Origin of the sequence: Nitrospira sp. MA-1 (assembly GCA_032139905.1) — a bacterium.
Lineage (GTDB): Bacteria > Nitrospirota > Nitrospiria > Nitrospirales > UBA8639 > Nitrospira_E.
On sequence record JAQJDB010000004.1, the window covers coordinates 258,627 to 282,718 of the forward strand.

At 50.3% G+C, this 24,092-nt stretch carries 22 protein-coding genes; 14 read left to right on the forward strand and 8 right to left on the reverse strand.

Annotation, left to right across the window (positions count from 1 at the left end):
* The first annotated feature begins 254 nt into the window (after positions 1-254).
* Together PJI16_04110 and PJI16_04115 are read left to right on the forward strand one after the other, a co-directional pair.
* Entirely contained in the window at positions 255-1,319 is a 1,065-nt protein-coding gene (locus tag PJI16_04110; protein ID MDT3776742.1) for a hypothetical protein, read from the forward strand.
* 261 nt (positions 1,320-1,580) lie between these two features.
* Positions 1,581-2,594, forward strand: a complete 1,014-nt coding sequence (locus PJI16_04115) for a hypothetical protein (GenBank protein MDT3776743.1) — start codon at positions 1,581-1,583, stop codon at positions 2,592-2,594.
* Positions 2,595-3,080: 486 nt separating this feature from the next.
* Here the strand turns inward: PJI16_04115 and PJI16_04120 are convergent, their stop codons facing one another.
* Both PJI16_04120 and PJI16_04125 read right to left on the reverse strand, forming a co-directional pair.
* Positions 3,081-4,142, reverse strand: a complete 1,062-nt coding sequence (locus PJI16_04120) for a hypothetical protein (GenBank protein MDT3776744.1) — start codon at positions 4,140-4,142, stop codon at positions 3,081-3,083.
* Positions 4,143-4,181: 39 nt separating this feature from the next.
* Positions 4,182-4,811 carry a hypothetical protein gene (locus PJI16_04125; protein ID MDT3776745.1) on the reverse strand — a complete coding sequence of 210 codons (630 nt, stop codon included), beginning with the start codon at positions 4,809-4,811 and terminating at the stop codon, positions 4,182-4,184.
* Positions 4,812-5,766: 955 nt separating this feature from the next.
* Here PJI16_04125 and ilvA point away from each other — a divergent pair.
* The 3 genes from ilvA (at position 5,767) to PJI16_04140 (ending at position 9,067) form a co-directional block, all read left to right on the forward strand.
* The gene (gene ilvA / locus PJI16_04130) at positions 5,767-7,281 is read left to right on the forward strand and encodes a threonine ammonia-lyase, biosynthetic (protein ID MDT3776746.1); all 1,515 of its coding nucleotides are present in this window, start codon (positions 5,767-5,769) and stop codon (positions 7,279-7,281) included.
* A gap of 52 nt (positions 7,282-7,333) precedes the next feature.
* Complete coding sequence (locus PJI16_04135; protein MDT3776747.1) at positions 7,334-8,734, forward strand: SGNH/GDSL hydrolase family protein; 1,401 nt, start codon at positions 7,334-7,336, stop codon at positions 8,732-8,734.
* A gap of 117 nt (positions 8,735-8,851) precedes the next feature.
* Positions 8,852-9,067 (forward strand): hypothetical protein, encoded by a 216-nt coding sequence (locus PJI16_04140; protein ID MDT3776748.1) that lies wholly within the window; start codon positions 8,852-8,854, stop codon positions 9,065-9,067.
* A gap of 135 nt (positions 9,068-9,202) precedes the next feature.
* Here the strand turns inward: PJI16_04140 and PJI16_04145 are convergent, their stop codons facing one another.
* Together PJI16_04145 and PJI16_04150 are read right to left on the reverse strand one after the other, a co-directional pair.
* Positions 9,203-10,702, reverse strand: a complete 1,500-nt coding sequence (locus tag PJI16_04145) for an alginate export family protein (GenBank protein ID MDT3776749.1) — start codon at positions 10,700-10,702, stop codon at positions 9,203-9,205.
* Between the two features lie 145 nt (positions 10,703-10,847).
* On the reverse strand, positions 10,848-11,894 hold the full coding sequence (locus tag PJI16_04150) for a hypothetical protein (GenBank protein MDT3776750.1): 1,047 nt from the start codon (positions 11,892-11,894) through the stop codon (positions 10,848-10,850).
* A gap of 738 nt (positions 11,895-12,632) precedes the next feature.
* On the opposite strand from PJI16_04150, the gene PJI16_04155 reads away from it, so the two are divergent.
* The 3 genes from PJI16_04155 to PJI16_04165 all read left to right on the forward strand — a co-directional run bounded on the left by PJI16_04155 (position 12,633) and on the right by PJI16_04165 (position 13,927).
* The gene (locus PJI16_04155) at positions 12,633-13,211 is read left to right on the forward strand and encodes a DUF4136 domain-containing protein (GenBank protein MDT3776751.1); all 579 of its coding nucleotides are present in this window, start codon (positions 12,633-12,635) and stop codon (positions 13,209-13,211) included.
* Positions 13,212-13,431: 220 nt separating this feature from the next.
* Positions 13,432-13,671, forward strand: a complete 240-nt coding sequence (locus tag PJI16_04160) for a hypothetical protein (protein ID MDT3776752.1) — start codon at positions 13,432-13,434, stop codon at positions 13,669-13,671.
* Position 13,672: 1 nt separating this feature from the next.
* Positions 13,673-13,927: a DUF5132 domain-containing protein gene (locus PJI16_04165; protein ID MDT3776753.1), complete on the forward strand. Its 255-nt coding sequence runs from the start codon at positions 13,673-13,675 to the stop codon at positions 13,925-13,927.
* Positions 13,928-14,893: 966 nt separating this feature from the next.
* Here PJI16_04165 and PJI16_04170 read toward each other — a convergent pair.
* The 4 genes from PJI16_04170 to PJI16_04185 form a co-directional block, all read right to left on the reverse strand.
* Entirely contained in the window at positions 14,894-15,475 is a 582-nt protein-coding gene (locus PJI16_04170) for a hypothetical protein (GenBank protein MDT3776754.1), read from the reverse strand.
* A 15-nt stretch (positions 15,476-15,490) separates the two neighbouring features.
* Entirely contained in the window at positions 15,491-15,958 is a 468-nt protein-coding gene (locus PJI16_04175; GenBank protein ID MDT3776755.1) for a hypothetical protein, read from the reverse strand.
* 369 nt (positions 15,959-16,327) lie between these two features.
* Positions 16,328-17,011 (reverse strand): sulfite exporter TauE/SafE family protein, encoded by a 684-nt coding sequence (locus tag PJI16_04180; protein ID MDT3776756.1) that lies wholly within the window; start codon positions 17,009-17,011, stop codon positions 16,328-16,330.
* A 408-nt stretch (positions 17,012-17,419) separates the two neighbouring features.
* A complete protein-coding gene (locus PJI16_04185; protein MDT3776757.1) occupies positions 17,420-18,313 on the reverse strand; it encodes a hypothetical protein in 894 nt (297 codons plus the stop codon).
* Positions 18,314-18,536: 223 nt separating this feature from the next.
* On the opposite strand from PJI16_04185, the gene PJI16_04190 reads away from it, so the two are divergent.
* The 6 genes from PJI16_04190 to ureE all read left to right on the forward strand — a co-directional run bounded on the left by PJI16_04190 (position 18,537) and on the right by ureE (position 24,080).
* Positions 18,537-19,757 carry a hypothetical protein gene (locus PJI16_04190; protein MDT3776758.1) on the forward strand — a complete coding sequence of 407 codons (1,221 nt, stop codon included), beginning with the start codon at positions 18,537-18,539 and terminating at the stop codon, positions 19,755-19,757.
* Between the two features lie 15 nt (positions 19,758-19,772).
* Positions 19,773-20,693 (forward strand): urea transporter, encoded by a 921-nt coding sequence (locus PJI16_04195; protein MDT3776759.1) that lies wholly within the window; start codon positions 19,773-19,775, stop codon positions 20,691-20,693.
* A gap of 97 nt (positions 20,694-20,790) precedes the next feature.
* The gene (locus PJI16_04200; GenBank protein ID MDT3776760.1) at positions 20,791-21,093 is read left to right on the forward strand and encodes an urease subunit gamma; all 303 of its coding nucleotides are present in this window, start codon (positions 20,791-20,793) and stop codon (positions 21,091-21,093) included.
* A 35-nt stretch (positions 21,094-21,128) separates the two neighbouring features.
* Positions 21,129-21,614 (forward strand): urease subunit beta, encoded by a 486-nt coding sequence (gene ureB, locus PJI16_04205; protein ID MDT3776761.1) that lies wholly within the window; start codon positions 21,129-21,131, stop codon positions 21,612-21,614.
* Positions 21,615-21,633: 19 nt separating this feature from the next.
* The gene (locus PJI16_04210) at positions 21,634-23,352 is read left to right on the forward strand and encodes an urease subunit alpha (protein MDT3776762.1); all 1,719 of its coding nucleotides are present in this window, start codon (positions 21,634-21,636) and stop codon (positions 23,350-23,352) included.
* A 122-nt stretch (positions 23,353-23,474) separates the two neighbouring features.
* Entirely contained in the window at positions 23,475-24,080 is a 606-nt protein-coding gene (gene ureE / locus PJI16_04215) for an urease accessory protein UreE (GenBank protein ID MDT3776763.1), read from the forward strand.
* Positions 24,081-24,092: the final 12 nt, after the last annotated feature.

Consider the following 24,092-nt stretch of genomic DNA (forward strand, 5'->3'; position numbering starts at 1 on the left):
GTAATATTGACACAATTAGTTGGAGAATAAAAAGGAAAGACAAATCAAAATGTCGGAAGTGATCATCGGGTTCTGTAAACCGGGAAGAGGCAACTATTCTTTCTGAAGCCTCTTGAGAGTTTTTTGCGGGTACAATGCTTAACCACTCCAATGGCATAGATGTTTGCTCTCTAGCAATCGTGTCACTAACCTTCAAAAACGAATGACAGGTGTATTTTCATCAATGGTTTTTTATCAGGAGAGGTGAAATAACTATGTGGATTTCATCTGGTGTGAGTCGTTCTTTAGCATTACCTTGGGTTAAAAGAGGGTTTTTGAAATCTGGGTTCGCGACCATGGTAAGTCTCTGTTTGATCCTGGTGGCCTTCGCCAGTCCTGCGATGGCCGTTCCTACCGCCGAGGAATTGCTCAAGACTTTGCCTCTTTCCGAGGGTGAGCAAAAGGGTGTCCTCGATGGAGAGATTGTGCGTTTTACGACAGAGGAAGGCTCAGATCGGGAACTGGCGCTGGGAGCCGTTTTGTTAGTGCCGAAAACCCCTGAAAATTTACTTCCGCTCTGGCGAGAGGCCGTCGTATTTAAGCTTGTCGGCGCGGTGACTGCGTTCGGCGAGATTCCTGACAAGGCGACAGTGAGTGACTTGGCAGGAGTGAAATTACAGCCCAATGGGGAAAAAGAAGCGAAACGCTACCTCGAAGCTGAACCGGGCGATACGTTGAATCTGGACACGAAGGAAATTTCCGCGTTTCAAGCCCTCAAGGCTAAAGGCGGATCCCTCGCTCAAGTTGAAACACTGGTGCGGGAACAATTGCTGGCCCGGTACCAAGCCTATCGCGAAAAGGGTTTGTCAGGCATCCCTTCCTACTCTCGGGGGAAGGAAGAGGTGTTTCAGTTGAGTCAGGATCTTCTTCTCGCCACCAATGAGGCAAAACTTGTCGCCAAATACTTTCCCTCTTTTTATCAAATCTTACTCAAATATCCAGCCATTCAGGCCAAGCAACTCGAGACCCGGTTTAACTGGGCCAATGTTGAGGTGTTTAGCCGTCCGACATTGATCTTGAGCCATCGCATGTTATTCAATGAGGGCGATGCGTATGTGGTGGTTGACCGACACTTTTATGCCAGCCACGAATATAACGGCTTGCAGTCAATTGGAGGGGCACTTCCCACGAAAGATGGCTCGCTGTTGGTTTCCCTCTATCGTATTTCCACCGATGGTGTGGCAGGGTTCGGATCCAAGGCGAAGCATCCAGTCGCTCGTGGGTTGATGGGGCCCTATTTCGAAGAAATCTTTGAAGGCATTCGTAAGAAAGCAAAATAATCTCAGATCGTGGTGGAAAGATCTCGTCCCACTCTGTCCGTGCTATAACAAGGCAGGATAAGGCCAGGAAGCAGGTGTTATTGGGACTGTCATCCTGCCGGATGGGGATTGAAGTTGGAAGGGAGTGCCGAAAATGTTGGCATAAGCATGTTCAATGTAAAATGGTCTTTTAAGAAAAACAACAAGGACAACAGTAGCCCAGCGAATCCCTCAAGCAGGCTCGACGGGAAAGATGTGGGCTTTCACAAAAGGCAACAACTAATGCAGTTTCCCATTCAGACCTTACACATTCTCAAAGTCGGAGTGATTGTTGGTGTTTTACTGAGTTTTCCCATGACAAGTCTTGGAATGACCAAGGTCATCACAACCCCTCCTCCCGTGAGTGGTCATGAACTTTCAATTGAATCCATCACCCCGGCTGATGTGTTCGCACGCGTCGAACTGGTACGGAAAGAACTGGACGACATTCGTTTTGAAATGGGGCAACCCAAGAGTCGGGAAGTAGGTCTCCTGGTTGAAAATGCGACTCCGCATGAGGTGTTCTTTCAAGCCAAAACCCTTAATCAAAAAGTGGCGAGGTTGGTCACGGAACTCACCGAAGAACCGGAACGCATTGGAACAGAAGAAGACCCTGGCGATATCCGTCCATTTCATGTCTGGAAAATGATCGATACCTCTCTTCATCGAATCCTGTTTCTTAAGCAGCAACTGGGGCTCCCCCTGACTAATAGTGAAGCTTTGGCCGATGTTGAAACTTCCCCCAATCAAGTCTTTTTTGTTATTGGATTGGCGAATACCCAACTCAATCTTTTACTGATGCATCAATTTTCTCCGAGGGATGCTGCAGAATTAATCCGCCTGGGAATTGAATACACCACGCACCTCTTGCGTCAATTTCCTAATGCTCCCGCGTCTGCTCCTCTCCCACCGCTTGAACGCGGTCGCAAGTCATGGAATAGCTATGACCATCTCATTGATTGCTATATGGTGTTAGGAAGCATCGCCAGGGCCTCCAATATTCAAATGTTAACGCTGGCCCCTCAGAATCTTGATCGTCCCGACATTCAGTCAAATGATGTCTATGATTTAGGCACCCTGGTCATTTCTGAACTCGCATATCTCCATGCCCATCTTTCTCATAAGGCTCACCCCCAACCGGTCAGACTTCATGGTCCTATCCTGCCTTCCCATGTGTATCAACAGGTTGGTGGACTCCTGGCTCAATTGCAGGTTTTACAAAGACAGGTGCAATCCCATCCCGATTGGATTCAATAGACTGTTCATTTTTATGAGGCCGGAACCATACGATCACTTCTTACGACAGGATCCACTCAACATGAGTGACGGAGCATATCCAATCATCGGAAGGGTGCGGCTCTGCAAATTAAATCTCTGTTCCCCGTGATAGCGACTTTTGAAGCAGGGACTGGTTTATCCCTGGGCCTGTCGCCGTCGATGCCGGTCGTGGTTCTCTTTGCTGCTCCACGGGTTTTCTGGTGGGTCGTCGTGCGAAGCCGCACCCTTCTCCCCTGGTGCCGCCTGGATGGCAGCCTGTCGTGATGCACAGAGCCAGGCGTAGGGTTGCTCGCAGCCATAATGCTGAAAAACACGGCTGCCGTCGTCGTATCTCAGATGGGTTACTATGTGGCACCGGCTTTTGCCCGGGAATGGTGCTGCATGCTGGGCTGAGGGTGTGGTGTTAGGTATGCGTTGGTAACATGAAGGTGATGGTAAAAATGGTTGAGATAAAATGTTTCTTCTCTATCTGGAAAGCCATTCTGGATCGTCTGTCACTAACTTTTCCAGTGATTTCAACTGATGAAGTAGGACGGTAGCTTGCTGGTAAACCAGGGAAGGGAAGGTTCGTCCCGGATAGGGAATGGGCTTTAGAGAGTCGTGTTTTTTCAGTTGTGTATAAAAAAAGGCGAGATCCGAGACCAGGAGTGTAGCCATATCATAGACGTCGCTTGGGTATAATTGCCGCGAAATGCCCACATTATGTGCGGCAGGCAGATCAAGGTGAAGCACCGGAATGCGGGACCGTTGCGCAATTTCCTCCAGAATGGCATAGCATTGAACCAAGCGAAGGAATACATCGGCCGGCTGTTTGCCCCTCACTAAAGGGGAAGTCTCTAAAGGCACGTTTGATGGGGGAAACCGGTCCAGCAAACGTTTAGCGTACTGACTGGCCAGAAGCACTTGTTGCGATACATCACTGGGTGAGAAATGGCGCTCCTGCAGTAGGTTGAGTTGCCGGTTGGCTTGTACAATGGCGCGTCCGATTTCTGTCAGACTTGTCGAGGAATCTTCGGGGCGTTCCGGGATTTTTTCCTTCAGACCTAATTCCTCTTTGATGGTCAGAATTCGAATGTAGCTCGCGTTCACCATTTTCCAGATATGCAAAGGCGCAAGAGCAGAAAGCGAAATGGGCTCCAGTGGAAATCCTGTGCTCCCGGTGAGTTCCAAAGCGAGACGATCAGCTTTATGATAGAGGGTCAGAGCTTGGAAATAGGCTTCATGGGAGTGGACATTGGTGACGATGGCATCGGACGGGGTTACCAGTGGTTTTCCCATTTCAAACCGGATCAATTCCAGGGTATCCCGAAGCATCTGAACACGGGCCATGACATCTGCGGACGTGATTTCTTCAAGAGAAATAGAATGCCCGCTTATGGGATTTGATTCATTCGGGTTTTCTACGTTTGAAGCCAGCCCCGTTCCCATTCCTGCCATGAAGAAGAACGTCACACTGAATATGCTGGTTATCATGGCCTGAATACGTCTTTCCACTTTATCCACTATTCTCATCCCTTCTTGCGTCATGCGGAATTTCATCGCCCACGTATCTTCCGAACGTTTTTTCTATTGTGATTGGTCCATGGCCTTTTCCGCTTCTTCGGAGGTTACGACACCTTCCTGGATCAGGTTTTGGAGCGCACCTTGAAATGCATGAGAAGCGGTCTTTCGGATTCCTCTCACCCGTAAGACCGGAGGGTATAAGCGAAGAAGGTCCGGGTTTTTGATTTCGATGGGGAAGGATTCACTTTCCCCGTATGGGGGGAGTTCTGTCTGGCCATCAACAGGAACCCGAAAATACGGTTTCCCATCTTCAGTATTCCCATCGGTTCCTCTTATATCAAGGCTGGTGGTCACATCGCGGAGCCGTGCCATTTCTTGAATTTTGTCAACGACGAGGATCAGGGAGTCGGCTTCGATGGGATCACCGGTCTGATTTTTCACTCGAACCACATAACGGACGTCGCCTCGAGAGGAAAGACTTCCTCCTGAATTTAATTCGCCTCCTCCAAAAAAGCTTCCTCCGGAATCATAGGAGAGCAATGGAATGACTCCTCCCGTGAGATCCACGAGTTCGCCGTTCGGAGAATCTCCATAGGCTCTTGCACTGCCCCCTCCATAACCCAAAAGAAACAGCAGCAGAAACGCCCGACCAAGATTCGTAAGGTTATCCCTATCCGGCAATCGAAGTATCATGGAGGCATCATACAAGGAATGTGATGAACCCGCAAAGGGACAAATGCCCATCGACTTTGCAATATTCAGTTTCCATTTTTTGGTGTATAGAAACCGAATCAGATCATATTCGAACGGAGCCCCGGTTTCGTTAGAGCGAAAATTTATCTGGTGCCTCGTATTCACCAACCAGGTCAGAGTATGGGGGCACTGCGTTCGAGGGCATGATTGAAATGCAATGGGGTGTACAAATAGAAAAACCGGCAGCGGAACCGGTCAGGTGCCCGGCGGTCTCTCTCATCGATGAAGGTCCGAAAATGGGAAGCATGAGATGGTCGCCGGGTTGTAGTCTGTCATGTCCGAGCGTTTGTTAGAAATCCTCCGTCAGTTGTGGCATTCCTAATGGAGTGGCATGATCGAAAAACCTTCCTAATCCAAAGGTGCAATTGATGAGGAAGCGTCCCAATGTATTCAGCGTAGCCTTTCAATTGAGCGGGAGCCTGGCGTTGAACAAATTACGGATGTCGGCGATGTTCGAGAAAACATCAGAGCGACGATCCTCCAAAAATTCAGGCATGATGGCTTCATTTCCTGCCACCACAGGCAGAAACACGATCTGTACGCTAAATTTATATTCCCCACGGGTAAACCCTTCGATGGGATCTTAGGCGTCCATGAGATATCTGGCGCCAGAATGCACCACGTCCTCTCCTGTGGTCCTTACCCTCCTATCATGGCTAAAGAACTAGTCTGAATCAGACTCATGTCATATTGGAAGTTGCTGTGCTTTTAGGATGGGAATTATATAATATGGTCCGGGAGAAACGACGGTGACCTGAAATGAACCATAGGCCGGAAAGGCCCATGGAAATCGAGATGTCACTGTGTACCCCAAATCAAAATAATCCTATGTGGAACGAACAAAAACCAACCATACATTGAAATTAATCTTCGACCGAACTCCATCAAAAAACTTATGCCACAGTCTTATCTGAAACGCATTCTTGATGCGCGCATCTATGACCTCGCCATAGAAACACCCCTGGATAACACTTCCCTTGTTTCCGAACGCATGGGTAATCATGTGTTATTGAAAAGAGAAGATATGCAACCTGTGTTTTCGTTCAAAATTCGTGGTGCGTACAATAAATTATTACACCTCACCGATAAGCAGCGGGCGGGTGGCGTCATTACGGCCTCGGCGGGCAATCACGCCCAGGGTCTGGCGCTTGCGGCGAGGCACATGGGTGTGAATGCCACCATTGTCATGCCGCGAACAACGCCCGCAATTAAGGTGGATGCTGTAAAACGCCATGGCGGGAAAGTCGCGTTGTTTGGCGACACATACGATGAAGCCTCAACCCATGCGCAAATCCTGTTGAAAGAAAAAGGTCTGACGTACATTCCGCCCTACGATGATCCGGATGTTATCGCTGGTCAGGGGACGGTTGCCATGGAGTTATTGCGGCAGCATCCCGCCCACATTGATGCCATATTTATTCCCGTAGGTGGGGGTGGATTGTGCGCAGGCATGACGGCCTATATTAAATGTGTGCGGCCGGAAATCAAAGTGTTTGCCGTTGAGCCAGAAGACGCGGCCTGCCTGAAGATGGCAATGAAAGCAAAACGACGAGTGAGGTTGCCTCAGGTGGGCATATTCGCCGATGGGGTTGCTGTGGCGCGAATCGGCAAGGAGCCGTTCCGTGTGCTAAGGAAAACTATCGATGGCGTCATCACTGCCAACGCAGATGAAATGTGTGCCGCCATTAAAGATATCTTTGAGGACACCCGCTCGATTGCCGAGCCCGCCGGAGCGCTTTCGTTGGCAGGATTGAAAAAATATGTGGCGGAGACAGGCTGCAAGGGCAAAACATTAATCGCGATTGATAGCGGAGCCAACATTAATTTTGACCGTTTACGCTATATCAGCGAACGCACAGAAATCGGCGAGGGTCGGGAAGCAATTCTCGCAGTCACTATCCCTGAAAAGCCTGGAAGCTATATGAAATTCTGCAGCTTGATGGGGAAACATTCAATTACAGAATTTAATTACCGATTTGCGGATAATCTCGATGCACATATTTTTGTTGGTGTGCAGATTTCACCCGATAAAAATGATCGCGAAGATATTATTTCGCTCTTGAAGGGAAAAGGGTATCAGGTGGTTGACATGACCGACAATGAAGTGGCCAAGCTGCACATTCGCCATATGGTGGGAGGACATGCGCCACAGGCCAAAAATGAAATCGTATTTCGTTTTGAATTTCCCGAAAGACCGGGAGCCCTCCTGAGATTTCTCACCAAGCTTGCCTCCCGCTGGAATATCTCCATGTTCCATTATCGTAATCACGGTTCTGCCTATGGCCGTGTGCTTGTGGGTATGCAGGTGCCTGAACCGGAACGCAAACAGCTTGATCTTATTCTGAAAGACCTGGGTTACCCCTACAGGGATGAGACTGAAAACGAAGCCTACCAATACTTCTTAGGTTAAATCGCGGGAGAGTCGTTTTTCCCACTCCAGAAAGAAAGCCAGGGAAATTTTCATGAATAATCGGTGGGCTCCATTTTTTCTTGTTGCGGCTTTTCCTATCTTACCCTTGTGGGTTTACTTCTCTGATCAAGTCCTACAAGAATTAATTTCTGTTAGGATTCATCCAAACGCTCTCTGGTTAAGTTACTTCGTTGTCTGGCTGACTTTATTCGGAATGTCTGCCTTTCTTGTTTGCAGAAGTGCGCCTTTCCCAAAAAGAGATAGTTCCAATTTTATTTTTTGGGGATTCCTAACTTTAATCTTTATTCCTCCCATTTTAGTTGGAATATGGGTTATTTCTAGTCCGCACATCCCTATAAGAATTTTTCTGCTCTTTTCTCTGACCAGTTTTTTCCCTCTTGCCTTTTTTCTGGTATGGGAGTTTTTTTTAAAAAACCTGGTTGTCGGAGAATCATGGGTTAACGTCATTGTTCTCCCGGTAAGCTCTGGACTGCTTACGCTCATTCTTTTTGAGGTTTTCTTTGGCAGTGGTTTACGGAAGCAAAATCTGGTTCAAAATATTTCAGCTATGAATAGTCCGGATCGGTCCTATTGGTATTATGCACGATATAGGGAAAATGGAATAGAAAGAGCAAATTCCTATGGGTTTGTAGGACCTGAGCCAAATTCTCAGATACCTGACGAGAGGGTTCTCCTTATTGGGGATTCCATTCCAGCTGCCGAGCGCCACCCTAGAAATTTTCCTACAATCTCCCAGGAAAAATTTAATAAAGAATTTCACCATGATGAAAAACTTGAAATGATCAATGCCAGTATTGCCGCTTATAGCGTGGAACAGATATACCTGTTTTATTCAGAAAAACTTCGAGACCTTCCCCACAATTATTTAATCTTTAGCTTTTATCTGGATGATGTTAACCGAAACCTTCGTTACCGAAAAAATAATCGTTTGTATTCTCCGGATTGGGCTGAATGGCAGCAGGATGTTTATTGGCAATGTTATCTTTGTCAGCGTCTCTTGAGTCTCTGCAATGTGTCGGATCACCTTTTTCTTAATTATCGGAAACGAAGTTACGAAGAAGCCTTTCCAGATGCGTTGAGGATTCTTGAGAAAACCCGCCTTCTGGCAAATTCACGCGGAGCCAAATTTGCCGTTTTAAATATCCCTCGTTTTACTTGGGAGGGAGTACTTCCGAATGTTGAAACGTATCAATATTTTGAGATGAATAAGGCTTTGGAACGGTGGTGTATAGCCAATGGGGTGCCTTGTTACGATACCCTGCCGTTGTTGATTGGGAAAGAAATTTCCACCATTAGGAGGAGCAAGACAGACATTCATTTTACTTATATGGGGCACCAGATAGTGGGCCTTGGCCTCAAGGATTTCCTTGCTTCACTAATACGGTCTGGCACAAACACAAGGGGGCCTGGTGAGTTTGTATCGGCCATGTAGATGAGAAGCCGTCTTGCGTAGGAGTCGAGGCTTCGCCATTTCTACCTCCAGCAATACAAAGAGTCCCATCGTTGGATTACTTCCACCTTCCCACCCGTGGTGGGGGACGGAAAAAACGTGGACTGCAAAGAATGGAACCGTTCATTTTTCCAGGGTGATTATTGTCCAGCAGTTTTGCCGCAATTGGAAAGGCTTTCCGTCGTTTGGGTGGAGACTTCATTTAAGTTTTTGGACTCCCTCTTTGGTAGATATATGGCCGTAACCTTTCCGGGTAAGAAAGCCGTTGCTGGCGGTTATAAAAACGTTGACCCTGGGCTGGATGAAGTTGGATAGAAATCATGGCCAATACGAGCAAGGGTGAACTCCAGCCCCGACAGCAATGATTCAACCATCCGAATGCACCAAGCTCCCTTTTCGCTCTCGTGCTGTGATACCTTGCCGTTCTCCCAGGGTTGTAGCACCAAGTCATTAAAATCTGACTTCGGTTTGAATGTAGAAATAATTGGTATTTTGGGCCGGAGGATTTCCTGGCACGTTCGTTTGGTTTTTAATATAGGAACCTTTGAGAAAGTAGTCATAGCCGGCATCTATGCTGAGATTGGGCGAGGGATTCCACCGAACGCCTACCTCCAGATCCTGTCCCAACACGTTGCCCGCGGCGCCGGATGGATCCTGCAGGCCGGAATTGACCCACGCATCACGGGATTGGGCCAAATACCAGGCCCGGAACTTCAGGTCGAGTCGAAGGACGGGAAGTGGGTTGAGAATCAATCGAATGCCCGGGGAGCTGATATTGGAACGGTAGAATGGTCCAAACAGACTCGTGGGGGACAATTCATTGCGGCGCGCTCCAAATAGAGGATCAAAGGTCTGGCTCTCGTTCCCATTGGGATTCTTTGTGCCACTGGCGTAATCGTACATGGCCATAATCCGAGGTGCCCAGGGGAGCGCAAAGGTATACCCTAAGGACAAATGTTGGAAATAGGCAAAATGATCCTTGCTATCCAACGTGCCTATCTGCCAGGCGGTTTCCCCATCATAATCAAATGATCCGATTTTGGGTGGCTGATAGAGTCTCAGTCCAAAAGTGGAATGCGCGCGCGCCACCTGGTCATCTTCAGCATTATTATTCCTCCCGAAATAATACATGTGAATTCTGGACCAGGCGAGCTGGTGGGTTTCATATGAAAGTCCCCAGAAATAATTCCCGCTATTGGTAAATAAGCCCAGACGATTCGTGGTGTCGGCGGTTAACACCACTTCAGAAAAAAAAGTCCGGAATTGCCACTGACCTTCATTGGCGAGATTCCAGTGAATGCCGTCAAAGGCCTGTGAGGTATTGCTAAAGCGACTGCGGGCAACGAGGCGACGTGCTCCGATATCCAGGTTGATGCGCCCGACATGAAGATCGGTGCGAAGTCCCGTCTGCCAAAAATTTGCCAATGTGTGCGCCACAAACAACTGCTGAACGTTTCCGGCACTGAACGTCGAGTTCCCCACCACATCGGTGGCGGAATCGACACCGGAGGTGGACCCTTGAAATTCCAGCTGAGCGCGGAAGGCCTTCCATCGTGCGCTGGCCCGGAAACGGGATCTGGTCGCCCATTGCCAGGTGCTTCCCTTCTGGTCCTTTTTAAACGGATAATCAAAGCCCTCGCGCCTCAGACGAGCGGTCATGCCGAGGTCCAACCATTTCGGCGCATTGAGGGCCGCAGACAGGTACCGGGTCCAATGTATTTCTGCGTCCTCCTGCAAGAGCACCTGATCGGGATATTCGTTCCAATTCCACTCCTGACCGTTTCGAATCCGTTCTTGGATATTTTGAGGAATTTTTTTGGCTCTTTCCCTGACTTCATCCAATTGCCAAAACAGAAACGGATCATCTATTGGAGGAGTTGGTTCTTTGTTGGGCTCTCCGCCATGCGAAAAGGGTGCAGCCAGCAGGATCCAAAACATGGAAAGAGCCATGACCTTTCCGGCATTCCTGCTGTGGGTGAACCATATCCGCATGGAAGCTAAGCTATGTACGAAGCTCGGACTCAGGCTGGCTTAACATTTGTAATGTGCCGATTCCCTGGGTTGCTCGGAGGATCATGAATCTCGCTACGAAAAATTAAAATGCCCATTTGGCGCCTATCCAGGTATTGAGGTTTTTTAACCCCTTCTCAAAACTTTCTTTTCGATGCGCTCCTTGAAAGCCACCCGTCAGTTGAAGAAGATCGTTTACCTGATATCGAACGGCAATATCCCCTTGCACCACATTTTCATGTTGTCCCTTGCGTTCATCCCCCTCAAGGCCTGTGGTCCATCCGTTAAATTCATAATGGAGCGCCATTTCCAGTCCAAACCGTTCCGTGATTTCCAGGTCCATCTCCCCGGTCACGAAATGATTAAAGTAAGACGTATCATCCTGTAATTCTGGCTGGTTCCGTCCATCTGACAACCCCCGTTCATAATGGTAGCCCAGAGCCAACCCGATTTTCTGTGTGGGTTTCCATTCCACGTGTGTCCCGATAGTCCAAAACCGGGTATCCCGTTGTGTGAAGGGTTTGTCGTATTCCCGCAATCCATAGCGGCCATAGAGGATAATCCTGGCATCGTCCACACCGGGGATTTGTTGAGCAAGTCCTCCTGCCCAATAATTGGTGGTGACCTCTTCCTTTTTTACTTTTGGTGTATTTCCGCCAGTCTCTTCAAGTGGCCGCACCTCATTTTTTCCTAAATACAGATCGGGTCCGAAAAAATAGCGCATGAGGAGGTGTGTGGAGGAGGTCAGGTTATGGGAGACCTCCACACTCAGGGATCCGTGATTAAATTGAGTATTGTTCGTAAATAAAAATCCTTGTCCGCGGACACCCAATTGGGTAGATCGACCCATTATCGGGAAGGACTTCGTAATATGAGCCATGGGTTCATACACCACATCGTCCCCTTGGTTAGCAAGAAGGCTATCAATAACCGGTTGAGTAGGGTCCTGGCTTCGGCTCAGCCTCCGGGTTGCCGAGAACAGGGCGGCATCGTCGGTATAATAGACATTGCTCTCGCCCGTGACCTTCCACTCGGCAAACGTCGTGGGCGCAAAGAATAGAATGAGAATGACAAGAGATAAAAAGACCGGCATGTAAGCAGTCTCACCAGGGTCGGTTAGTCTCAAGAGCATAGGTTGTGGGATTCTCATTTGTCCGCGGATATCTATCTTTTTTACATCATATCTGCGTGTCTGTGGCAGGTAACTATCTAAAAACCCACACAGATAGATTCTCGAAACTCAATGTCGGGAATGACTACTGTGGAGGGGTTCCCTTTTGCACGTGTTGGGAATGTTCTGGGTGGAAAGATTTCCGATTTAACCTTTCAGGAATAACGAGGTTGAAGGTGCACGGTGTGCACGAAAAAAATAAAAAGTGGGGGCTCACTTTCAAAATTTTTCGTAGGCTCACCCTTCTTTAGACATAGTCGGTTTATGGTGACCTGTTTGCCGTTCAGGCCCAACATGCCCCCGGTCGCAGAAGATTGGGACAGGCGACATGTTCTTTAAGGTATACATCCATAATGATGCAAGCACCAGCCCACCCCTCCTCCGCCTTCCTTGAGGAGGTACATAGGATCTGAAGGTCGCGAGTCGAAAAGGGCGAGAAGTGTCTGCTATAGTTTTGCGCCGCGAAACCAATCGAGTGCAGATTGATGTTCTCCCGGCAGAATTAGCCGACTCACAAGGGAGGGTATCGAGCTCAATGAAGCGAGAAAATTCAATAGTCAATGTGGCTTTCACCAAACAGAGGGCTGAAATTGCTCACAGATTTGAGTTCATCGCACTGAGTCTTCGACATGCCATGATATCTGTTCCTGGGAAGACCGCTCTGTGAGAAATATACTGAATCTGAAATTCTGGAATGCGATGAATATTGTAAAAGAAAGGGTATTCTTCATGCGATGTTTCATGGGGCTTTTCGTTTTGTTGTCATTGCCGGTCTCCTTCGGGTGCTCCAGTATTTCTGTAAGTTCTGATTATAGGGAGTCCACGGACTTTAGTAAGCTGAAGACATTTTCATGGATGCTGAAAACGCCAGAAGGGGAGATTGATCTTGGTGGGGCCAATCAAATGGCCCGGCAAAGGATTGAGAGTGCGATCGCAGCCGAACTGGCGAACAAGGGATACATCGAAATAGTCGCTGGAAATTCAGATTTCCATGTGACCTATTATGTTGGTAGAGAAGAGCGCATTCAGGTCCAATCTATGGGAGGTCCACTAATGAGGCCTTACTGGGGAATGGGTATGGGCTATACAGAAGTTTACCAATACGAGGAAGGGACGCTCATCATCGATCTTCTTGATGCGAAGGCGCCGCAGCATATCATCTGGCGCGGGGTTGCTAAAGGCGTGGTGGATTGGAAGGGAACCACAGGAGGGCAAACCGGGCTGATCAATGAGGCAGTCCAGAAAGTTTTGGCACAATTCCCTCCAAAACCTTCCTGATGAGTCACATCCAGCTTGGTGGAGTTTGATTGCCAGCGGGAACTTTTAGTGACTCTTTTCCATCATACGAGATATTGCCTCAGGGAGTGTTGAATAATAATGATTTCCAAGGGCATATTGACCCACAGGCACGTGGCCTATCAGAGGCCTCGGGGCGGTTCAAAAAAGTTCGTCCAGCAAGGCCGCAGTCATTTTTGCGCGCAGAGCGTACTTCCAGTACGTGAGCACGGAAACATGGCAAGAACGCCGCTGGCGGATTTTTTCAACAGTCCCCCTCAAGCAACCGGACAGCCCTTTCCTTTGCATGGGGATGAAAGTCAGCGCCGGGCATGAAGGGGATGCGGTCGTTTTCGGTTTGGAAGCAGACCCGCAATATAGCAGGAAAGCTTCACTAAATCTTTCTGATTATGATAGTATTTTCTTCGTTTCTAAGAAACATTTTATTTACAGAGGAGGATAACATGGAAGCTGTCATTGGTGGTGTGGTGGTCGGAGCTGTCGTTGCAGTGGCGGTCCCCTCAATTGCATCTGGAATAGGTTCGGTGCTGCGCCCCCTCGCTAAAGGAATGATTAAAGGAGGCCTTGTGGCCTACGCCGCTGTTTCAGAAATGGTTTCTGAAACCGGGGAACAATTCAATGACATGATTGCTGAGGCAAAATCGGAAATCGGGAACAACGATAAAAAAATGACCAGGACTAAATCCCAGCGTGCTTGACCACAGACATAGCCCTATTTTTTCAGACAATAGCACCCGAAGCTTCCGGAAATTTCATTCAGGAAGCAGAGGGGCTGTTGCCAAGATTAAAATGGGGTCTGGAGTAGTTTTGGTGGCAGTTGCCTGGTGGTCGGTTCTGATCCATAGGGCATCCTGCCAGAAATTTCTCAAGGCTTTGATAATGCCCCCCGACAAATTTTCCATTGGTCATGACTGGCACTGGTTAGGTCGGTAACTTTAAGATTCGTCCGGCATGAAGAACTGCACTGGCACAGGGAGTCAAACTTTCATATTTCCCTCAGTAGACAAGCGGGTTCCTTTAATGACAGGTTTTCCACCTGAAATTTAGGATCGACAACAATCCGTTCTTTCCAATTCCTCGTTCACCTGGCAATTGTGGATCATACGGAAATTAAGGATCGAGTCCTTCGAGGTTACTCTCCCGACAAATCCTAGAAGGCTCCGTGCCTCTGCTTCTCATCCTGAGAGAAACGAAGGAACTGAGTCCAGCTCAACCAGGCCATGGCTCGGCCAGATGCTTCGCGCGCCTGCCCTGAGCGGAGTCGAAGGGGCTCAGCATGACATTTCTGTTGAGGTTGTCTCCCTCCTGATTTTCTTGTCATCCTCAACCGTGTATGGACCCCATCAGGATTCATCTGCTCAGAATGGTGAGCGCTGTGGGGCGTAGAACCCTGTATTTTGTATGATCCGCAATGGCTCCAAAAGTTTCCCCACCAAAGAGTGCCCAGGCAGGATATTCTTATTCATGTTCCATTCGTTCAATTTGCTGGGTGGTTTCAGAAATCTCCTGAAGCCGTTGGTAGTTGTATCTTATTGGGGAAAAGCACGGTTTTCCTTTCTTTATGAATTCGTTCCTTCCCAATTTAAAGCCCTTTGGTTCTCATGGCAGGCCAGATGCAGCTGTCAGTTTAAAGAAGGATGGCTTTTGGGGAATTCACGGAATATTTATGACTGAAGAGGAATGGATATAGAGATCTTTCGGGATTCCGGCCCACCTGTTACGCAACGCGGGCCATCCTGGTAGCGAATGGCAATCCCTGTGAGTGATCTCACGGTAGTGTCATACATCATGGGCGTGCCCATGCCATAGGGTGAATACCCGAATCCACCAATCGTGTATCCGGTCGTACCGTATCCACCGTATCCAACCATACCGTATGAAGAATAGCCCCACCCTGGGTAGCTATAGTTATACGCATAGCCTCCGTAGGCAGGAGTCGCAACGGTTCGCTTGGTCCCTCGATGGAGCACCACGCCGTCGGCCCCCAAATCAGCGGCTTTTTTGAGAATCGCGCCTTCCTCGTCTTCATAGCTCACCGCTGAATCCATGACACTCAATTGAGCAATGGCGATATGGGGACATTTTGGTTCTAGGGCCATCACTTCCACATCTAGGACTGATTTTTTGGGTGGAAAGGTTTGGCTGGTAAATCGAATCGTATCCACTGACGTGCACCCGGTCATAATGAACCATATCCCCGTCAGGCCTATGAGAAGAAATAAGGTCGGTCGTTTCACACAATCCATTGTTGGCTCCTTACCTTATCGCAAGTATTGTTCAATCAATTTCACTTCGGTTTCTATGCGCAACACTTCGATACCGGCCCGCTGTTGTCGATAATCGTTCATCCTCTCTTTGAATTCTTTAAGTCGGTCAAGCCAGGCTTGTAAGGCTTCTGGTTTTTCCTCGGGATGGTCCTGGACCTTCCGCAAGATTTCCTCCGTGAATTTCAATCCGTCGCGTTGCACCTTCCATTGTTCTTGATGCAGTTCCCACCCTCTCAGGTCAAGACTCCGGACTTCTTGAATGAGAGGATCCTTGGAATCAGGAACCTCATGTAAAAACTGTATTCGATCCGAAATCTTTTTAATGTTAATGGTTAATTCCGCAATTTGGCGTTCGATATCGCTGAGGATGGCTGGCAAAGGGTGAATTTCCTCATTTGCGGCCATGGAGGTTCCTATGATTCCCATGGTGAAGGTCAGCACCAGTGCGAAAATGTTCGTCATGCGTGACATGCTCATAGCCTAGGCCTTTCTTTGGTAATCCAAGTTGGGTGCGAAAAAAATGAAAATTCTGGAATACTGGTTTGTTTTTCTGGCAAGGGGGTTGCGGAAAGCACATCGCAAACTGAGGGTTAAATTGGCATCCTCGTTATCATTTCATGCTGGCAACCTTCGGAACTAAGCGCCATTTCACCATAAACCCTTCTGACCTCGCAATGAAAGATTCCACCCATCAGGATTCTTTTGGAAGGATCTCAGCCTTGGAGATTTCGTCCAATAGCGTGGGTGGCCAAGTCTAGATAACACGTATGGCAGATATCCGACATCCTCAGACATCTTGTGGAGCGTCTACAATGAATGAACCGTGGTGGCTTAGGAAAGCGGGGACCATATGAAATACGCACCGAATACGATTGCCAGGAAACCGGCACTCACTTTCAGGTTGTGATGCCATGATCGAGAAACAAAGACAAAGGGAAGGCTGATCAGCCCGCTCATCAGAAGCATACCCCCAATCGAACCCACACCAAATAGGAGAATATAGATCATGCCCATTGCCATGGATGGCATTGTCGTTAGTACCGCAAGGGTTAAGGCGGCACTGCCTGCCATTCCATGCACAAAACCCACTAACAGAACTTTGGCGCGAGAACCGTCCAGATGATGGGAGTGGCTCCCATAATCCTGACCATGAACATGAACATGTGAATGGCTCGTTTCCTCATGGTCATGCTCATGAAGGTGAACGGTCATTGGCTGGAGGGTCCTCCACAGAAGGTGCACTCCCAACGCCACAATCATGGCTCCCACCATTATTTCCATGTTGGCTGCCATTTGTAACGGAATCGTCCACTTGAGGCTCAACACTAGATAGCCGACAAGGGCTAACGCGCAGGTATGTCCGACTCCCCAGATCGCTCCTAATAAAGCCGAACGACGGATATCCCGTGATTCTGCAGCCAACGTTCCCATGGCAATGAGGTGGTCCGGGTCGAGGGCGTGCGTCATGCCCAACGTTAGGCCCAGCAACAAGGAAGTGATGAGTAGATGATCCATGTGAGAATCTGATTTGAATGTTATGTGTCCGGAACGGCACTCTAGACCGAATTCACCATCAAATCCCAAGGAGGGGAGGGATGGCTCTCGTGAGTTCTCAAGTGTCTGCGGGGGAGTCTTCAATCGGACGCTGACAGATTACCACTTTCTCCCTATGACTATGCTATCCACCGAATTTTATCAGATTGCCCCTTTGTTCGGCTCATCATAATCTAATGCCTCATGAAAAATCTCAGGGTATGCACCTTGTTGGTGTCGATAAAGCTTAGCCTGAATTTCAGAGGGAAAACCCACTCTTTGTAATACTCATTTTACTGAGAAGATCATGCAGAATGGCGAGAAACCGAGGTCCTGTCCACAGAATCTTGGCGTTGGTCCCAGATGCGGACGGGCATCTTCTTAATGGAGTTATCTTTGGGAGTCGCGACTGCGTTGAATCTCATGAAGCTCGTTTCTCAATTGCTCCAGGTCTTGCTCCTGTTTGTGAACCTGTTCCTCCAGCGCGCGGAGGGCGGGGTCTTCCAACACCGATTCCCCTTGGGCAGGAACGGTCTTCTGGTTCTTTGGTGTAATAGCCGTCTCGCGGCTGTGGGTACGCGAAGGTGCTTCCGTCTGACGGATGAGGGAGCGGACTGGCTGTTCACGAGCCTTTTGCAACGTTTCGAGAAGCGGATAATTGATCGCCAGGGTCACCTCGTCGGGGTGGCCAACTTTCTGCGGAGACTTGTCGGGCCTAAGGGTTTCCTCGGGTTCGAAAAGCACAGTCCGACCACCAAGGCCGGTCGGATCGGGGGCCTGACGGTCATCCACGTAAACAAAATTTATTCCCTCGTGTTTCTGTGTGAAGTGGGTAATGGTTAGAAAAAGCAAGTCTTCGCGGAGGGAGAGAATGCCCGCCGTCATCCTTGATCCGTATTCCCAGGGATAGATCCGTTGAAAGACTATCTCCTCTTCGGGGGTGGCTTGCGAGAAGGCGGAGAGAATGTGTGGGGTCAGAAGCTCTACGTCTTCATCGGAGAAAATTCTATTGGGCTCTTGTTGCCCTCTGAAATGTTTGTCGAATGCGGCTTGTAGCTTTTGCACGCGCAACCCCCGTAACGCTCCATGTATCACGGTCGGCGAGAGAGTAGCTGGATGGGAGGCCCGAAAAGAGTCTTGCGGGACCCACTCCAGATAAACTCGGCTGGTCTCATTCTGGTGAAGGGGAGTGCGTATGCCGGATCCGGCACAGCCAAGAAGGAATGTACAGGCCACAACGCCTGCCAAGGTCATGCGACTTAGATCCACAGCACGGACTTTCACGTTTTCCCCTCGGTGACATCATCATCGGCTTTGGGTCGATTGGTGCGCAAGTATATCATAAGAAACGGGAACACAATCATCAGGCTTGTCCCCCCATTATTTATATGTCGGAGCGCAGAAGAATGATCTGTTCAATATATTCTTGACAATTTTCTTGGCTTTTCACATAGTGCAAGTCTCGCATGAAACACAGCTACATTAATCCGATATGAAACATATGCTTATGAGCTTGACTTCGAATCTTGCTTACCTGCGGACGATTCAGTCGTGCGCTATTGCCGTCATGTTCATCGGGATGGTTGTGATCGCGCCGGTTGTGCATGGAGCAGGAAAAATCGAAATTGACGACACAAAATGGATTAGCGTGGGTCTTGGTCTGAAAACAAGTTTTTTCACGCAGGAGGATGCGGCGTCGAACGGATCGAATTGGAGTAATAACTTCCAATTGGACAATCTCCGTCTGTATGTGAATGGGCAAATCCATAAATATATCAAAGTTGAATTTAACACGGAATGTAATAATTGTGTTTCCTCAGATAATACTCAAGGCGGAACCATGATTGTCCTCGACGCCATCGGCAAGTTTGAATTCAACCAGTACTTCAATGTCTGGGCAGGGCGCCAGTTAGTTCCACAGCACCGTGGAGAACTCTCCGGTCCGTTTTTCCAAAGTACCTTTGATTTTGTTGAAACGCCGTTTTACACCTCTGATTTCTCCGGCTCCATTGGGCAGGGGGGACGATTCGGCCGTGACGACGGTGTCAACATTTGGGGAGCGTTAACTCCGGATAGAAGATTGACCTATGTCGTGGGGATCTTTGGAGGGCATGGCGGCGCGTCGAATCAGGCGGACAATCTCCTCTATGCCGGTCGTATCAGTTACAACTTTCTCAATGTCGAAAAAAATCCCGGTTATTACACCAGCAGTACGTATTACGGGAAGGGCGGCGATATTTTGACCGCAGCCTATGTGCTCCAATATCAGAACGATGGGGCCGGCACCCAGGCCTCTCCCTCGACCTTTTATGGAATGAATGGGGATCTGTTGTTTGAGAAGGTGTTGCCCAATAAAGGCGTTCTTACCCTGGAGGGTGAACTCAAGTATTTCAATCCCAATCTGAGCGCCCAGGCGCTTGCAGACCCCAATTGTTTCTGCCTGTTCTCCGGCGTTTCCTGGATGGCCACAGGATTATATCTCTTTCCTCAAAAAGTGGGGATCGGGCAGTTTCAGCCTTTTGTGCGTTATGTGGACACCAATCCTAATGAGAGCTCCTCTCGATACCTGTTCGAGGGAGGATTGAACTACGTCATTGATGGGCATAACGCGAGGATTTCGCTGTTTTATCAATATGGCGATTTTTTGACCAAAGGCAGGGCCTATACGCCAGGCGTCAGTGGCGATGCGGTCAGCGCTGTGGGATTGGGTCTTCAACTCCAACTGTGATGAGGGAGATCTGACATGGCAACAGAGTCCATCGTGACCGATCGCCAAACATTTTGGGATCCGGAGAAATTTTTCCAAATCGTCCTGCGCGGGGTTGGTCAAGTGATGTTCCAGGGTCATGCAGGCACAGGAATGTTATTCCTGGTGGGGATTGCGGTCGCGTCGCCTCTGATGGCCGTAGGCGCGTTGATCGGAGCGGTCCTCGGTCCAGTGGTCGCTACCCTGGCGCGATTCGACGACAAGGAGATTGCGGAAGGGCTGCATGGCTTCAATCCCGTCCTGGTGGGCATTGCCACGGTTTTCTATTTGAAACCTGAGCCCCTGACATGGGTCCTGCTCGTGGCGGGGTGTGTGGGCTCGACATTCCTGACCTATGCGATGCGCCGATATCTGAAGTTCCCCACCTACACTGCTCCCTTCGTCCTCGTCACGTGGTTGGTCCTGATCATGGCTCATGGGATAGCCGGAACGACAATCGATGTGATGCCGGCCCCTCCGGCGTATACGCCGTCCGGTTTCGTAGCCGAGGTTTTGGCGGGGGCGGCCGAGGTGATGTTCGGTGCGACGGTGGTGACCGGAATTCTGTTCCTTGCGGGGATTGCCCTCTGCACATGGCGGCACGCGGTGCTAGGGCTGTTGGGATCAATAGTGGGAACCCTCGTGGCGCTGTATCACAATGACCCGACATCGGCAGTCCACCTGGGCATCTATGGGTACAACGCCGTTCTGGCGCCGATCGCGGTATACCTGTGGGGGAAGTCTCTCCTGATTGCGATACTGGCCGCCATGATCTCCGTCCCCCTGACGGAGTTCTTTCCCTCCTGGCTGGGAATCCCTGCCCTGACTGCTCCATTTGTGGTAGCGTCCTGGATCATTATCGCCGTCGGTCAGATCGACGCGTTGTACCTGCGGGAGCCGGTTGAGAAGTCGGGGTAACGTCGAGAGGCACACGGGTTCGCGAGAATCGTTTCGTGGGCTTGCGGGGGCCGGATATCTTACACTACACGTTCACTATTGAAGAGGAGAGCATGTCATGCATCTAACACCTCGTGAGACGGAAAAATTGTTGATTTACCAACTTGGCGATATTGCCCAACGGCGGAAGACCAAAGGCCTGAAGCTGAATCATCCGGAATCGATGGCGCTCATCTGCTCGACAGCTCTCGAAGGGGCCCGCGAGGGAAAGACGGTCGAGGAGGTGATGACGGAGGCTGCGGGTGTGCTGACACGTGATGACGTCATGGAGGGAGTAGCCGAGATGATCCCTTTCGTTCAACTTGAGGCCGTGTTCACCGATGGCACCAGGCTAATTACGGTCCATGATCCGATCAAGTAATCCCTATTTATTCTGAGACAAAGAGGAGGATGAACATGGCTCAGTCAAAAAAGAATCCCCCCAACTCTGGAGTCGGGAAGTGGTTGCGGCACAAGCATGCCGGCCCTCAATCGGAAAATACGGATACGGCCCCAATTGGGGGCCTCGTTCTGGCTAAAGGGGATATCGAAATCAACTCCGGTCGGCCGACGACCACCCTGAGAGTGCGGAACACCGGCGACCGGCCCATTCAGGTCGGCTCCCATTTTCACTTTTTTGAATCGAATCGTTACCTGCAGTTTGATCGGTCGGAGGCGTTTGGCAAGCGGCTGGATATTCCGTCAACGACCGCGATCCGGTTTGAGCCTGGCGACGAGAAGGAGGTGACTCTGGTCCCGATGGGTGGCAAACAGTTCTGCGTCGGCTTCAACAATTTGGTCGATGGCTGGACGGGCGACGGGCCAACACCCGACTACCGTCCCAACTATGACGAGGCCATGCGACGCGTTAAGGAACGTGGATTCAAGTCGACCAAACCCTGACAACAAAGGAGTCTCTGCGATGTCTAAGATTTCACGCAAACAATACGCCGATCTCTATGGACCAACGACCGGCGACAAAATCCGATTGGGCAATACGGATCTTTATGTCGAGATCGAAAAAGATCTGCGTGTGTACGGCGACGAACTGGTCACCGGAGGGGGTAAGACTCTCCGTGATGGAATGGGGTCCGACAATCAAATTACCCAGGCGGCCGGCTGTCTCGACCTCGTCATCACCAACGTGACCATCCTGGATCCCATTTTGGGTGTGATTAAGGCGGACGTGGGTGTCCGCAACGGGCGGATCGTCGGCGTCGGGAAGGCCGGCAATCCTTCGACCATGGACGGGGTCACTCCGGGACTGACCACGGGCACCTCGACGGATGCGATCACCGGAGAGCATCTCATCCTGACCGCCGCCGGAATGGACACGCACATTCATTTCATCTGCCCGCAGCAGATTTGGCACGGGCTCTCGAATGGGATCACCACTCTCTGGGGAGGCGGTATTGGACCCACCGACGGGACCAATGGCGTAACGACGACCAATGGTCCCTGGAATATGGAAATGATGCTTCGCGCAGTTGAGGGATTGCCGGTGAACATGGGCTTTTATGGCAAAGGCAATTGTACCGGCAAGGCACCGCTGGTTGAGCAGTTAGAAGCCGGTGCCACTGGTTTCAAAATTCATGAAGACTACGGCACGACACCTGCCGCCATCCGGTCTGCCCTGTCGGTGGCCGAGGAGTATGACGTGAGCGTCGCCGTGCATACGGACACGCTCAATGAGGGGGGATTTGTCGAGGACTCAATCGCAGCCTTCGACGGGCGAACGATCCACACGTACCACTCTGAGGGCGCCGGAGGCGGCCATGCGCCTGACCTCTTGAAGGTCGTCGGTCAGCCGAACGTGCTGCCGAGCTCGACCAATCCAACGTTGCCTTGCGGTGTGAACTCGGTGGCAGAACTCTTCGACATGATCATGGTTTGCCACAACCTGAATCCAAAGATCCCCTCGGACGTGGCCTTTGCCGAGAGCCGGGTGCGTGCCGAGACGATCGTGGCCGAGAGCGTGCTGCACGACATGGGGGCAATCTCGATGATCGGCAGCGACTCGCAGGCCATGGGTCGCATCGGAGAGAATTTCCTGCGGGCGTTCCAAACAGCCGACGCCATGAAACAGGCACGCGGCAAGCTCCCCGAGGATGCCCCGGGCAACGACAACTTCCGGGTGTTGCGTTATTTGTCAAAGGTGACCTCGGCTCCCTGCATCGCTGCGGGGATCTTCCACCAGTTGGGATCGATCGAGCCTGGCAAGCTGGCCGATCTGGTTCTCTGGGAACCGGCATTCTTCGGGGCAAAGCCCAAGTTGGTGCTCAAGGGTGGTTTTGTGGCGTGGGCCAACATGGGGGATCCGAACGCCTCGCTGCCGACACCGCAGCCGATGATGTACCGCCCCATGTTCGGGGCCATGGGCTCGACGCTGCAGAGTACCTGCATGACGTTTGTGTCCCAGGTTGCTCACGACAGGAACGTCAAGGAGAAGTACGGGTTGGGCCGTATGGTCGAGCCGGTTAGCCAGACCAGGGTCCTGACCAAGAAACACATGGTCCGCAACGATTATTTGCCAAAGATCGAGGTCAACCCGCAGACATTTGCTGTGATGGTTGACGGCGTGCACGCCACGGTCACGCCGCCGAAAAATATCGCACTCAACCAGTTGTATTTTTTCAGTTGATCGGCATCGATGGCTCCTGTGCCCGGCACCAGTCGGTTTCGTCTGACTGGTATCCGGGCTTCAGGATTATTGAGAAGGTCCATGGACGCGAGAGCAAGGATTAACTATTGGGGAACGAATCGATGATTATGGTTGAATCGGTGTTAGGCCACGTCAAGGATCCCGACTGGAAGGCCAAACTTGATGGCGCGCATGTTGACGTGATGCATCTCGACCAATGGCAGGCCCAGAAAACCCGATTTCGCCTGAAGTCGGAGGGGGGAGTGGAGTTGGCTGTGTCGCTGGAGCGGAATACTCATTTGCACGATGGAGACATTCTCCTCTGGGATGACACTACGCGTGAGGCAATCATTGCCCGCATTCAACTTCAGGATGTGATGGTGATCCGGCTGGATGGTTTGCTCTCGAAGACCCAGGAATTCCTCGCGCACATTTGTCTCGAACTTGGACATGCGTTGGGCAATCAACACTGGCCGGCGGTGGTCAAGGGCACGACGGTCTATGTACCCCTGACCGTGGACCGGCAAGTGATGGCTTCAGTGATGAAGACGCACGCGTTCGAGGAGATCACCTACGAATTTTCGCCGGGTGCCTCGGTCATTCCCTATCTCGCGCCCCACGAATCCCGGCGGCTGTTTGGTGGTGCCAATTCAACACCCCACTCCCATGTACATGAACACTCGCCTACCCTGAATCATCATGACGATCACTCCCATCCGCACACGTAAACGACGAACCAC

Bases quoted from the DNA above. Each gene is read 5' to 3' on its own strand.
- PJI16_04170 (MDT3776754.1), bottom strand. From the start codon at position 15,475: ATGGATTGTGTGAAACGACCGACCTTATTTCTTCTCATAGGCCTGACG.
- PJI16_04175 (MDT3776755.1), bottom strand. From the start codon at position 15,958: ATGACGAACATTTTCGCACTGGTGCTGACCTTCACCATGGGAATCATA.
- ureE (MDT3776763.1), top strand. From the start codon at position 23,475: ATGATTATGGTTGAATCGGTGTTAGGCCACGTCAAGGATCCCGACTGG.
- PJI16_04180 (MDT3776756.1), bottom strand. From the start codon at position 17,011: ATGGATCATCTACTCATCACTTCCTTGTTGCTGGGCCTAACGTTGGGC.
- PJI16_04145 (MDT3776749.1), bottom strand. From the start codon at position 10,702: ATGGCTCTTTCCATGTTTTGGATCCTGCTGGCTGCACCCTTTTCGCAT.
- PJI16_04190 (MDT3776758.1), top strand. From the start codon at position 18,537: ATGAGCTTGACTTCGAATCTTGCTTACCTGCGGACGATTCAGTCGTGC.
- PJI16_04115 (MDT3776743.1), top strand. From the start codon at position 1,581: ATGCAGTTTCCCATTCAGACCTTACACATTCTCAAAGTCGGAGTGATT.
- PJI16_04120 (MDT3776744.1), bottom strand. From the start codon at position 4,142: ATGACGCAAGAAGGGATGAGAATAGTGGATAAAGTGGAAAGACGTATT.
- PJI16_04200 (MDT3776760.1), top strand. From the start codon at position 20,791: ATGCATCTAACACCTCGTGAGACGGAAAAATTGTTGATTTACCAACTT.
- PJI16_04155 (MDT3776751.1), top strand. From the start codon at position 12,633: ATGAATATTGTAAAAGAAAGGGTATTCTTCATGCGATGTTTCATGGGG.
- ilvA (MDT3776746.1), top strand. From the start codon at position 5,767: ATGCCACAGTCTTATCTGAAACGCATTCTTGATGCGCGCATCTATGAC.
- PJI16_04125 (MDT3776745.1), bottom strand. From the start codon at position 4,811: ATGATACTTCGATTGCCGGATAGGGATAACCTTACGAATCTTGGTCGG.
- PJI16_04195 (MDT3776759.1), top strand. From the start codon at position 19,773: ATGGCAACAGAGTCCATCGTGACCGATCGCCAAACATTTTGGGATCCG.
- PJI16_04165 (MDT3776753.1), top strand. From the start codon at position 13,673: ATGGAAGCTGTCATTGGTGGTGTGGTGGTCGGAGCTGTCGTTGCAGTG.
- PJI16_04150 (MDT3776750.1), bottom strand. From the start codon at position 11,894: ATGCTCTTGAGACTAACCGACCCTGGTGAGACTGCTTACATGCCGGTC.
- PJI16_04135 (MDT3776747.1), top strand. From the start codon at position 7,334: ATGAATAATCGGTGGGCTCCATTTTTTCTTGTTGCGGCTTTTCCTATC.
- ureB (MDT3776761.1), top strand. From the start codon at position 21,129: ATGGCTCAGTCAAAAAAGAATCCCCCCAACTCTGGAGTCGGGAAGTGG.
- PJI16_04110 (MDT3776742.1), top strand. From the start codon at position 255: ATGTGGATTTCATCTGGTGTGAGTCGTTCTTTAGCATTACCTTGGGTT.
- PJI16_04210 (MDT3776762.1), top strand. From the start codon at position 21,634: ATGTCTAAGATTTCACGCAAACAATACGCCGATCTCTATGGACCAACG.